The organism is Spirulina sp. LEGE 11439 (genome assembly GCF_059821285.1).
In genome coordinates this window covers 56,336-68,514 of record NZ_JCAMRX010000001.1, presented here as the reverse complement: position 1 = coordinate 68,514, position 12,179 = coordinate 56,336, and the positions used below count along the sequence as shown (strand labels likewise).

Sequence of the window (12,179 nt, the reverse complement as noted above, 5' to 3'; positions counted from 1 at the left end):
GATCGCAAGTTTACAAAATGAATAAAGCTAGATTTTTATTTCTGTTTCTAACTCGATCTGAACGTTAGATATTTCTGTATAAATTGGGATTTTATTATTGAGTGATTCAAAACTCACGACTAAATGATAAGGAACTGCAGCAAAAGGATCGTTATTCCATCCTTCGTGTCCAATTACAGCAATACAAAATGAGTCTCTCAAATTATAAGCTTTAACAATTGCCCAATCTTTTTGTAAAGTCCCATTACTTCTCGAGACAGTTTTAAGTGTTTTATGATGTTTTTGTTTGCCTAGAGTCCATGTAAATAAACCTTCTCCTTTTTCTACTTCACTAGAAGATTGATAACCTTTTAAAATTCTTTCTTTAAATGATTCTGGATTTTCACCTTGTTTGCTACATTCCCAATCTAACCAAGTAGAAAGATATCTTCTTTTATTTCGTCTTGTCCGGCGAGGTTGTGCTTTATACGAAAGTGTAATTTCCACTAAAAATTCTATCTCATCTCCAGTCGATAGTAAATTTTCTGGGAGTTGAACTTGATATATTTTAACTTGTTTTGCTCGAATAATATTATTTCCTGTAGTTATAAGTGTTACTCTATAATTTGAATTAGCGATCGCTCGATTAAGATCGGGAATACCATAACCAATTTGACGAATAATATTTTCTTTTTCTTCGTTACTTTGATTAATTGCCCATTCTGGCCATCGTGCTGATTGCACAATTAAAGCACGATAAAGCAAACAATTTTCATCGAGAAATTCTGCCGCAAGACAAGCAGCAATATAAGTTACTTTTGGGGCAGCAAATGATGTTCCGAAATCATCTGCTGCAACAGAAGGTGCAGCATTTTGATTTAAAGTAGAACGAACTAATTGAGGAGTAGATGGAGAACATTTAATCGTGATGGGATTATTATGATCTTGCACCAAATCTCCTCCGTACTCTACTACTTCGGGTTTGATAGTATCCCAAATTCCAAAGCCAGAACAAGAAAATGCAGAAGGATGATCTTTTTCTCCAAGAGACACCCATGAACTGTCATTGTAAAAATTTTGATTTACAGATCCAACAGTCAACGCTTGGAAACTTTGGGCTGGATTGGCAATTCGACAAGAATTTGCTAACAAATAATTTGGATATGAGCGGTTGGCTTCTAAATGTTCTTTAATAGATAATCTTGATGATAATCGATGATAATTTAAAGGAATATTGCCCGCAGCAACGACAAATAAAATATCTTTCTCCCATGTTAATTTATCTATAGTTTCTGCCCATGTACTCATATTCTTTGTCCAGCAAGGTACATCCCCAGTAATTGAATGATTGAAAATTCTAGTATTAGTTTGATTGCTATAGATATCAACAATCTCTTCTAAAAGGAGAGGTGGATAGAGGCGATCGGATAATCTACAATTATTGTCTAAAATTCGAGCATTTTGAATCCAAAAAACTGCATTATATTTTCCTTGTTTGGGAATATTCCGTGGATAAAGCATTGCTCCTGCTACTCTTGTTCCATGACCACCATTGCCAACCAAATCAGCCGTTAAATTATCTGCAACCCACGATCTTGACTGAGTAGAATCGATAGCATTAGCTAAGATAGGATGATGCTCTTGAATTCCGCTATCTATAACACAAACTTTAGGTGCATTAGCATTTGGGGACTCTAGTTCAAAAAAGATATCATCTCCATTTTCAAGTTGAGCATTAGTTTCAACTTGAATAATATCTGGTTCAGTAACTTCAAAAATATAGGGAAAATTAGAAACTAAATCTTTGAGTCCTTGTCCTGAAATTTGAATGCGACAAGAAAAACTATCTGGTGCTTGAGCAAATTTTGGAGTTTTACCATCAATAAAACTACCCAAAAATTCACCATTGTAGTGCTGAATAAATTGAGCTAACTTCGCTTGTCTATCGGATGCTAAATCATCCCACTCTTCATAGGTTTTACTTTGTTTTGCAGTCCAGCGAATAATTGCATCTCTATATTGTTCGGAACTTTGAGATTCTCTTTTTTTCGGATAATCACTCAATTTTGCTTTAGTACCGAGACAGGAAATCCCAACATCAACTATATACATTTGCGGATCTCTAATTTTATCCCAATTTTCTACTAGAGTTGGAGATAAAATAAATTCCAGTTTTTGATGAGGTTGACTAATATCTAAAATTTTAGCAATAACTCCTCCTCCTCTTTCCTCTTGGAAAAACTTCTCTATTTTATTTTGTAACTCGCTAAGTTCTACATCTCCGGAAGCACCAATAATATAGCCATCTTCTAATTCAGCGATAATTTCTATATCTGAAGTTTTTAGATTATCTAAATCAAATGTATCAGGATCAATTTTTAAAATTAATGGTACAGCGTCTGGTAATTCAGGTTTATTTTCCTCTTCTCGTTGTTCTTGAGTAGTTTGCCAGTCATCAACAACTGATAACACTGAATTTCTAATTTTAGTGCCATGTCCTTGACGATTATTCAAATTCATTGCAGTTTGTGTATTCCTTTTTCCTCCACCTCTAGGACTATTAAATGTTCCTTGGGTAGTTAATTTTAATGAAATATGAGGAAAAGATTGTGGATTATCGATCATTTAATTTCCAATTAATAATTAATTCAAAACAGACTTAATTTCTTGAATTGCTAATAAAAGATGCTCTTGAATGACCAATCCTTCTCGTTCGAGAATCGCAAGTTTAGCAGCATCTTCAGCAATTCTTACTGCTTGAGCAGCAGAAAAACCTTTGATTTTCTGAATAATGTTATCCCAGTCAATTGTTCCTACTTCTACAGTAGAGAGAGTTTGTTTGATTATAAATAATAACTCTTGTTCACCGGGTTTTGGTACTTCAATGAGATCGTCAAATCGTCTCCAAAGAGCAGTATCTAAAGACTGATTGAGATTAGTTGCAGCAACTAAAAGACTTGATGATGCTTCATACTCATCTAAAATTTGTAGAAAAGTATTAACAACTCGTTTGATTTCTCCAACTTCTTGACGATCCTCTCGAGATTTAGCAATGGAATCGCATTCATCAAAAAACAGCAAACATGGTTCTGATGAAGCTCTTTCAAACACTAATCTCAAATTATGAGCAGTTTCCCCCAAAAATGAAGACACAATTGCATCAAAGCGGACTTTGAGTAAAGGGAGTCCTGTATTCCACGCTAAACGTTCTGCACCTAGTGTCTTTCCACATCCCGGAGAACCATATAACAAAATTCTTTGTCTATAGCGTAGTCCATAATGGGCTAGACGATCTCTGGCAGCATACTCGCGTTCAATACGCTGAAAACGCCTCTCAATAGGATCGGATAATACCATATGATGTCTGAGTTTATCCCTTGATATATATGTTACCAGAGGGATGTTAGATCTGGGACTGGTTGGCAGTTCGCTGAGATTACCAAAACTCTCTGATGATTTCGGGGATGACTCAGAAGATGCAGGAGATTCTTTATTTTTATTTCTTTTTTGGATATTCTCTAATTGTTGGGCTAGAAGGGTATGACCTTTTTTTCGTTCCTCTTCAATGACCAGATACGAGAGTTTGTCGATCGCCTCGGTGTCAGAAGCAGCGATCGCTCTAAATAATCTTTTGAGAAGCTCGGCTTTCATAATAATGCCCCTCAATCCTGTATTAGGAGTATAAAAGATGGACTAACGAGAATTTGTAACAAAGTTTGTATGATACTATTATACTTATAATTTGATTTTTAAGTCTACAAGGTTCAGACAAAATGTAGAGGTGTCGATCGCACCTCTACATTACCCTAGTCTAGAAGGTTTCCGAGCTTGATAGATTATTCAATTCCCTCAATCCGATCTTCGACCTCCTGATACAACTCCCGCAAGCGGTCTAAATTCTCCTCGCTGGTCTCCCAGTAACCGCGACCGTTGACCTCCAAGAGAGTTCCTACCATCTTGCGGAAAGAATTGGGATTCAAATTCATCAACCGCTTGCACATTTCCGGGTCATCGATGAACGTCGTATTGACATCCTCGTACACCCAATTATCCACCGCGTCCGCCGTCGCTGACCATCCCATCGTATTCACCAGACGCTTAGATAACTCTCGCACGCCTTCATAACCGTGACTCAGCATCCCCTCATACCATTTTGGGTTCAGCATCTTTGTCCGCGCATCCAAACGCACGGTTTCCGAGAGGGTGCGTACCTGTGCGTTGGCGGTGGTGGTGTCGGCGATGTATGCAGCCGGTTTTTTGCCATCTGTGCGAAGACTCGATACAACTTTCGTCGGGTCGGAGTCGAAATAGTGAGAAACGTCGGTTAAACTGATCTCGGAAGAATCGAGGTTTTGGAAGGTGACATCGGCGGTTTTTAGGGAGGCTTCAAAAATATCCCGCTTTTCGTCCATCACCCCCGGATTATCGGAATTGAAGGCGAAGGATTTACGATTCAGGTACATATCCTGTAATTCCTTCTCTTCCTCCCAACTGCTATTCTCTACCGCAAGGTTCACATTGGAAGAATAAGACCCGGAAGCATTGGAGAAAATCCGCGTCGCTGCTTCTCGCACATTTACCCCCATTTCCTCCGCTTGTTGCAAAGCGTGTTTGCGAATGTAGTTCATTTCGAGGGGTTCCTCAGCTTCGGCGGCCATTTTGACCCCCCGATCTAACAAGGCCATTTGGTTGATGAAGAGGTCGCGGAAAACGCCGGAACAGTTGACGACGACATCAAGGCGAGGACGGCCTAATTCTTCTAAGGAAATCAGTTCTAATTTATTCACTCGTCCCAAGGAGTCGGGGACGGGTTTGACTCCCACCATCCAGAGAATTTGTGCGAGGGATTCCCCGTAGGTTTTGATGTTATCGGTCCCCCAGAGGACGCAGGCGATAGTTTCCGGGTATTCTCCCCCATTATCGATGCGTTGGCGTTCGATAAGGCGATCCACGACGATTTTAGCGGATTTGACGGCGGCGAGGGTGGGGATGGATTGGGGATCGAGAGCGTGGATATTCTTTCCGGTGGGGAGGACATCGGGGTTGCGAATGGGGTCGCCTCCGGGCCCGGGAAGGACGTATTCCCCCTCTAATGCTTTCAGGAGTCCTCCCAGTTCGTTATCGGCGCAAACCTGTTCTAAGCAGAATTCGAGGTATTCAAACAGGGGTTTTAAGTCTTCTGCGTTGACTTCAGGATAGCCGCATTCTGTCAGCGCATCGATCCAAGGGGCTTTTTTACCCAAGTTGAAGAAGTTTAATTTGGAAATAAAATCGACTCGTCCTTCTTCGTTGACTTGTGCTTTGACCAGCGATCCCACTGCTTCGCGGGTTGCAAGGGTAATATCCTGTAGGAGTTCCACATCTTGGAGAATTCCCCGATCGCTATTCCGGTAAATCTCCTCCATATCCCGTGCGATACTTTCGGCGATGATGCGGGGTAAACTCTTCATCCCTTCCTCTTCGCGATCCAAACTGGCAATATTGACTAAAGTTGCGATCGCCTCTTCTGCGGTAGGGGGTTTTCCAACCACGTGCAGTCCGCAGGGTAACAAGCGGGATTCAATTTCCATCAACTTGCGATAGACCGATCCTACTAAATTATCCCGTTCTTCTGTTGCATCTTCTTGTTGCAAGCGTGCTTTTAAATTGTCTGCATCCTGCAACTCTGTAATATCCTTATCCAAGTTGAGGATAATACTTTGGTCTACAATTGTCAGGGCAATTTGCACCCCGCGTCCCCCTTCCTTCAAACTTTGGTAGGAACCAATCAACTCGCTGAGTTCCCGCAAACCCTTGTAGAGTCCGGCATTTTCCGCAGGAGGGGTGAGATAGGAGATGGTTTCTGCATAGCTGCGACGCTTGGCGATGGTTGCTTCGCTGGGATTATTGGCGGCATAGTAGTAGAGATTGGGAGTCGATCCGATTAAACTATCGGGATAGCAGTCTCCGGACATTCCCATCTGTTTCCCCGGCATAAATTCCAGAGACCCGTGGGTACCAAAGTGTAGGACTGCATCCGCTTGCCAAATCTGTTCCAAATAGGTGTAATATGCGGCAAAACCGTGATGGGGAGAAGCCGATCGCGAGAACAATAATCGCATGGGATCGCCTTCGTATCCGAATGTCGGTTGTACGCCAATGAAGACATTCCCAAACTGTTTCCCGTAAATGAGGAGATTTTGGCCGTCCGTGTTTAAATGTCCCGGAGGTGGACCCCAATTCTCTTCCAAACGCTCATAATAGGGCGTGAGGCGTTCGTATTCCATCACTGACATGCGATGGGCTATATTTAACTCGGGACTGGCATACTGGGCTCGTGCGTCGTGTATGACGGCTTCCATCAACCCCATCGGCGTATCGGGTAACTCTTGGATGTCGTAGCCGTTGCGTTTTAATGCCTGCATGACTTCGTAAATAGAGCCGAAAACATCCAAATATGCCGCCGTCCCTACATTACCCTTATCCGGCGGGAAACTAAAGACCGTGATGGCAACCTTCTTATTTAACTTGGGCTTTTTCCGCAGATTTGCCCATTTCATCGCCCGTTTTGCGATCGCCTCGATCCGATCCTGCAATGCGATCGCGCGTCCGGTCATCCCATCCCGTCCCGAAACAATGATAGGCTCGATCGCGCCATCCAGTTCGGGAATGGCTATTTGCAACGCCACTTGAATCGGGTGCAATCCCAGATCGCTATCTTCCCATTCCTCTGTCGTTTGGAATACCAACGGTAACGCAACCATATAGGGACGATTGAGGCGTTTTAACGAGTCTATCGCCTTGGGGTGGTCTTGACGCGCCGGACCGCCGACGAGGGCAAATCCGGTTAAGGAGACGGTAACATCCACATAAGGAGTCGGTTCGATCCCCTTGACTCGCTTATCCCAGAACAGTTCGTCTACGGGTTTCGAGAAGTCCAACCCACCGGAAAAGACAGGAAGAACTCGCGCCCCCATCACCTCCAATTCCTGTACCATAGCCACATAATGGGCATCATCCCCGGTCACTAAATGAGTCCGTTGTAGAACAATCCCGACACAAGGTGCGAGGGGATCCCGCAGATCCTCATTAATATCATCCCGTTGATTAAACCAGTCCCAATATTCCTGTACATCCTCAAACATTTTTGGGGCGAGGGGATGCCATACTCCCATATCGGGATAAACTACGGGATCGTTATATTTTGCCCCGTCACCCTGTCCCGGAAAGACATATTTATCCGCCAGCATGAGGAGGAAATTCTCTAAATTATCCGCCGATCCCCCCAGCCAATACTGGAAACTTAACATGAAGTGACGCGCATCTTGCGCCCGATCCATGGGCATATATTTAAGGACTTTTGGCAGCGTCCGCAGCAGCTTTAACATACTATCTTGGAACGAGGATCCCGATTTTTCCTTCCGCTTCCGCATAAACTGCGCGATCGCACTTTTACTCTGTCCCAAATTCTCCATAGAAAAACTCCCCATCTTATTGAGGCGCATCACTTGGGGCATGGAGGGGAAAACCACCGCTACATCTAGGTTATCCCGATGGGGTTTCACCGCTTCAACGACTTTCTCTGCCAAATCCTCCAAAAATATCAGAGAAGCGATAAAAATGTTTGCTTCTGCAACAGATTGTTTAAAATTTTCATAATTCTCTGGATCTCGCAGTTCTTCGATCAGATAACCGCTAATTTCGATCGCCAGATTGGGATTGTGTTCGTTAATGGACTGCACCGCCGCCGAAAGCGTACTTTGATATTGCGGCTCTAACACGACATAGACCACCTTTAACAGCGAACGATCTCGCAAATCCCTTGGTGTGACGCGACGAATGGTGGACTTGACGTTGGTGAACATACAGGCATTCTCCTTTTAGCGATCGGCTCTTGGCTATGGGGTTATGGGTTGCTGAACTCCGGCGTTTCGTGCCAGTCCAGAAAAAAAGCACTAACCCACCAATAAATCAGATTTAGATGGATCTTGCCTCGATTTGACACAATTCGATAAGGAATACAACGCAATTTTTACAATTTGTTGTAATTTGGCGAGAGCGATCGCTTTTCTGCTTTGTAACAAAATGAGATATAAAAAACTTGACTAATGATTAAAAATGTTTTTTTGCTAGCCGTTGTCAAAATCGTAAAATTATGTGTACGATAAATCAATAATTGAATAAACTCTGCTACCGGACAAAATCAAGGGTAGGGTTAAACTGCTAATACCGCAGCCACCGGGGATGCTCCCGATGACCTCAGACTTCGTTAGAAGTCTCTAATGTCTCTAAACTTAGTTCATACCATATACCATTTTGACAGGGACTCAGTATATCCCTGTCTTGGGCAAGATGAGAACTCTACATAGGGGATTAGTATTAGAAAACTTTACCCATACGATTTTAGTATATTCGAGAAAATGATCACTTCAAATCGCTACCTAGAATTACTTACAACCTTTCCACCTCGTCCCATAACTTCCGAGGAAGAATTAATAGAAACACAAAGTCGAGTCGATCGCTTACTCGATTCCAAAGAATTAACACGAGATGAAAAAGACTATCTCAATGTTTTGGGAACATTAATTTATGAATACGAACAAAAACAGGATATTATTCCCGATATTTATGGTGTAGAACTTCTTAAATCTTTGATGGAAGAACTTGCTCATTTTTTTCATGTGTCACCTTCTCTTTTTCTTCCAAATCAATAAATTTACAATTGGCAAGATCGTGAACGGTGCAAAAGTTCCAGCTAGCGATAGTTATCAAGACTATTTAATTGAATTTCTCAGTAAAAATCCTCAACTTGCGGCGAATTATATCTCAGCAACTTTAGAAGAGAAAAATCCCGATCGCGATCTACTTAAAAGTGCGCTTTTACAAGTTACTGAAGCATTGAAAAAACAGCAGAAAATGACCCCACAGCAAATGCAATTACACGCTGAAAAGTTGCAGGAATTGCTTTCAGTAGAAGGAAGTAAAGTTATTTACGATTTTGCCGAGTGGCTCGATCTGTTGGGGTTAAAATTAACTGTCACTGTAGCAGAGCGATCGCAAGATACGAGCCAGATACGCGATCTCAAATTTATTGATATTATTGAGGAATCCCAGAAAAGTCAAAGCTAAGAAGAGAGAATTTCTCTGGATGATATCGATATTTACTAATTTATTTTTCTCGCTTCAGGCAATCGCGGAGCAGGTTCATTTGTGATTTAACTATTAAAAAATTAGTGATATTCTACCCATGTATAATTGCAGTCATGACAGCGAAAATAAACATCTGCCTCTGTGTTTCCAGATCCAAAAGTGCCTCTGGTAAACTCAGTATAGCTATGGCTTGCATAACCTCCACATTTTACGCAAACTTTATCTCTGTTAGTTATTCTTCTGCTAATTTTAAGTATTGTATTCCTAAGATTTGCTTTGTTAAATTCTGTACTAAGAGTATCTATATTTGTATATAGAGTGTAAATAGAAGATAATCGAGCATTCGTGAAATCGGCCCTATCTAACTTAACCAAATAAAAATAAGCATCGGTTAGATCTACATCAACCAAACTTGCTTGATTGAGGTTGACCATTGATAAATCAATTTTTCGCAAAATTGCGCCAGATAAATTTGCGCCAGATAGATTGGAATTGCTAATACGAGATTCTCTTAAATCAGCCTCAAAAAAATTTGTATTATTTAGCTTACATCTTTCAATTTGAGCGTCATTTAGTTTTGCATGACTCAAATTTGCACGCTTTAAACTGGATCCATAAATATTTAAGCTGCTTAGATCTGCACCACTTAAATTAATATTTTCTAGGTTAACTGCTTCTAGTTTTAATCCAGAGAAATCGCGTTTACCTTGATTATATTGTGCAATTAATGTTTCCACATTCATTTTTTAGCCTCCAATAACATCAATATAGCATTTAACGAGTCGAAATTGCATCCTCAATATACAACCCATATTCCGCACTTCGTAATGTCGGTACAATTTCCTCATCTTGCGATCGGAAGTACAAAGATTAGAGATAGGATGTGGAGAGAGTTCGTCCTCATCCATCCCTTGATTAGCCAGAGAAATTAATGTCCATATAGCAATTCTCGTGTTCCGAATGCGAGCGTGACCGCCACAAACACCGGGTGTTTTCTGGATGGTTTTAGCAATTAAAGTAGACTGAAACAGAACATAATCTTCTGGTGAGAGAGCATTAACAGCATCGGCCAGTGATTCAACTAACTTCGCATTCATTCAACTGCCTCCTAAACTTTTAGAAGTTTAATTAGGGCTTGCTGAAAAAGTTAGAAAAAAATTGGGGGAGAGGGCGATCGCATTTTAGAAGTGAGAAATCATAATCTGAGGTTTCAAAAATCGATACCGACTCGCAGTTTGAATATTCTCAGTTTAATGTGGAAATCGAACGGAATTCAAAATTATCAACTCGTTCGATTTGGTAAAATTGCTTTCCCGATGATTTGGCTTATCGGTTGCTTAATTTGGTATGCGATCTATGCTTAGAGTGGATAACGAGACCTTGCTAAAACAGGAGAATTTCAAGGCAATTTACTCCCGATTAACGCGGAATGACACGGCTTCCGTCTGCGAGTTTTTCTGAAGGATGAAGAATAGCAATTTCTTCTTCTTTTAACCCGCTTTGAATCGCTACTAAAAAGTCATTCTTTTGTCCGATCGCGATCGCTCGTTTTTGAGCTTTGCCTTCTTCAACCACAAAGGCACACCAGCGATCGCCGTCGCAGCGAAATATCGCGCTTACGGGAACTGTTAAAGCATCTTTTTCTTCCCAAATGACAATGCGAGCTTCGACGCGATAACCATCCCCTAAAGTAGGCGGCGGATCGATGAGATCGGCAATAATATTCACGCGTTGTTCTTCGACTCCCAATGCCGAAACTTTAGTAAAAGCAGAAGGTTCGATCTCTCGTACTCGTGCTTCTAGCGGCTTCTCTCCGCCCCAATATTCGAGGCGAATGTTTGCGCCGGGTTGAATTTTAACGGCATCGGTGGAGAGAACATCGATCGCTAATTCTAAAGCATTGGTATTTCCTAACTCTAATAAGGGCGTTCCTTCGCTGACATAGCGATCGCTTTCTTCATAAACCCGCAAAACTTTGCCGCTTGTGGGGGCAGCGATCGTCGTTTGGGCGGCATCGTTACTCAAACGTTGGATTTCGGCTTGAATGCTGGCAATCTCTGCATCGTATACTCTCAATTGATAATCGGGATCGCGCTGTTCGGCTCGCACCCTTACCAGTTCTTCTTCTGTCGCGCGAATGTCGGTTTCGAGGCTTTCCACTGCTTTTTGAGCGACCTCTAATTCCTGACGGCGGCGGGTTTCGGCTAATTGTGCCAGTTCTAAATCTTGTTGGGGTAATGCACCTTCTCTCACTAAAGTTTCCAGACGCAGGCGATCGCGTTTGGCCTGTTCTAAAGTCGCTTCAACCTCTTGCACCCGGGCGATCGCGGCTTGTTTTTGCGCCTGCAACCCGCGAATATTCGCTCTAATTCCGGCGAGGGATGCTTCTTTGGGTCGCAAAGTGGCAACACCATCTCGTTCGGCTTTTAACGCATTTATCCTTGCGTTGGCTGACTGAATTTGGCTGGTGAGGGGGATGGGATCGAGACGGGCGAGAATTTGCCCTCGGTTGACGCGATCGCCTTCATCCCAGTGCATTCGTCGCAGTCGTCCCGCTACGGGTGCAGAGATCGTATAGCGGGACTGGAGGCGGGTTTTGCCCTCGGCATCGACGGTTACGCGCAGATATTGGCGTTCCACGGGCTGCATATCGACCAATAGGGGGGAAGGGCGCAAAGCCAAAATCGTTCCCCCTGCGATCGCCACTGCTGCGATCGCATAGAAAATCTTTTGCGGTAGGTGGCGAAAGCGTTTGGATTTGGGTTCGCTGGGCTTGGGGCTGTAAGCGGTCGCGGGTTTGCGTCCGTTGGTGAGTATTTTATTCATTTTCTCCCCCTTTGGGTAATCCCCTCTTTTCAATTTTAACGGTTTTGTCTTCGCGATCGCTATGATTTGTTAGAGAGCGATACACTTCTTTCCTATCGCCTCGGCTCAATTCTTCTCAGGGTTCATCTTCTGCGATCGCACGAGTTTCTAAGGAAATCAACCTTGCGTCGATCGCTATTTATTTTAACGCGATCGCATCTCTAGAAAACGCCTCATTGAGGAAGCGCGATCGCACCTCATCTCTA

8 protein-coding genes are annotated in these 12,179 nt (G+C 42.5%); 2 read left to right on the top strand and 6 right to left on the bottom strand.

Going from position 1 to position 12,179, the window contains the following annotated elements:
- Nucleotides 1–27: 27 nt before the first annotated feature.
- The 3 genes from AC6RV6_RS00265 to AC6RV6_RS00255 all read right to left on the bottom strand — a co-directional run bounded on the left by AC6RV6_RS00265 (nucleotide 28) and on the right by AC6RV6_RS00255 (nucleotide 7,823).
- Nucleotides 28–2,604: a S8 family peptidase gene (locus AC6RV6_RS00265; RefSeq protein WP_500237947.1), complete on the bottom strand. Its 2,577-nt coding sequence runs from the start codon at nucleotides 2,602–2,604 to the stop codon at nucleotides 28–30.
- An 18-nt stretch (nucleotides 2,605–2,622) separates the two neighbouring features.
- Nucleotides 2,623–3,630, bottom strand: coding sequence for an ATP-binding protein (locus AC6RV6_RS00260; RefSeq protein WP_500237943.1), 1,008 nt, complete (start codon nucleotides 3,628–3,630; stop codon nucleotides 2,623–2,625).
- 185 nt (nucleotides 3,631–3,815) lie between these two features.
- Entirely contained in the window at nucleotides 3,816–7,823 is a 4,008-nt protein-coding gene (locus AC6RV6_RS00255) for a magnesium chelatase subunit H (RefSeq protein WP_500237941.1), read from the bottom strand.
- A gap of 555 nt (nucleotides 7,824–8,378) precedes the next feature.
- On the opposite strand from AC6RV6_RS00255, the gene AC6RV6_RS00250 reads away from it, so the two are divergent.
- The gene (locus AC6RV6_RS00250; protein WP_500237940.1) at nucleotides 8,379–8,672 is read left to right on the top strand and encodes a helix-turn-helix domain-containing protein; all 294 of its coding nucleotides are present in this window, start codon (nucleotides 8,379–8,381) and stop codon (nucleotides 8,670–8,672) included.
- Nucleotides 8,673–8,691: 19 nt separating this feature from the next.
- Complete coding sequence (locus AC6RV6_RS00245) at nucleotides 8,692–9,087, top strand: helix-turn-helix domain-containing transcriptional regulator (RefSeq protein WP_500237939.1); 396 nt, start codon at nucleotides 8,692–8,694, stop codon at nucleotides 9,085–9,087.
- Between the two features lie 101 nt (nucleotides 9,088–9,188).
- Here AC6RV6_RS00245 and AC6RV6_RS00240 read toward each other — a convergent pair whose 3' ends face one another.
- The 3 genes from AC6RV6_RS00240 to AC6RV6_RS00230 form a co-directional block, all read right to left on the bottom strand.
- Nucleotides 9,189–9,851 (bottom strand): pentapeptide repeat-containing protein, encoded by a 663-nt coding sequence (locus AC6RV6_RS00240; RefSeq protein ID WP_500237937.1) that lies wholly within the window; start codon nucleotides 9,849–9,851, stop codon nucleotides 9,189–9,191.
- A 3-nt stretch (nucleotides 9,852–9,854) separates the two neighbouring features.
- Nucleotides 9,855–10,205 (bottom strand): DUF433 domain-containing protein, encoded by a 351-nt coding sequence (locus AC6RV6_RS00235; RefSeq protein WP_500237934.1) that lies wholly within the window; start codon nucleotides 10,203–10,205, stop codon nucleotides 9,855–9,857.
- A gap of 322 nt (nucleotides 10,206–10,527) precedes the next feature.
- On the bottom strand, nucleotides 10,528–11,934 hold the full coding sequence (locus AC6RV6_RS00230; protein ID WP_500237930.1) for an efflux RND transporter periplasmic adaptor subunit: 1,407 nt from the start codon (nucleotides 11,932–11,934) through the stop codon (nucleotides 10,528–10,530).
- Between the last annotated feature and the right edge of the window lie 245 nt (nucleotides 11,935–12,179).

What these genes read in the sequence shown, in the direction of transcription:
- AC6RV6_RS00265 (WP_500237947.1), bottom strand. Translation starts at nt 2,604, where the DNA reads ATGATCGATAATCCACAATCTTTTCCTCATATTTCATTAAAATTAACT.
- AC6RV6_RS00260 (WP_500237943.1), bottom strand. Translation starts at nt 3,630, where the DNA reads ATGAAAGCCGAGCTTCTCAAAAGATTATTTAGAGCGATCGCTGCTTCT.
- AC6RV6_RS00255 (WP_500237941.1), bottom strand. Translation starts at nt 7,823, where the DNA reads ATGTTCACCAACGTCAAGTCCACCATTCGTCGCGTCACACCAAGGGAT.
- AC6RV6_RS00250 (WP_500237940.1), top strand. Translation starts at nt 8,379, where the DNA reads ATGATCACTTCAAATCGCTACCTAGAATTACTTACAACCTTTCCACCT.
- AC6RV6_RS00240 (WP_500237937.1), bottom strand. Translation starts at nt 9,851, where the DNA reads ATGAATGTGGAAACATTAATTGCACAATATAATCAAGGTAAACGCGAT.
- AC6RV6_RS00235 (WP_500237934.1), bottom strand. Translation starts at nt 10,205, where the DNA reads ATGAATGCGAAGTTAGTTGAATCACTGGCCGATGCTGTTAATGCTCTC.
- AC6RV6_RS00230 (WP_500237930.1), bottom strand. Translation starts at nt 11,934, where the DNA reads ATGAATAAAATACTCACCAACGGACGCAAACCCGCGACCGCTTACAGC.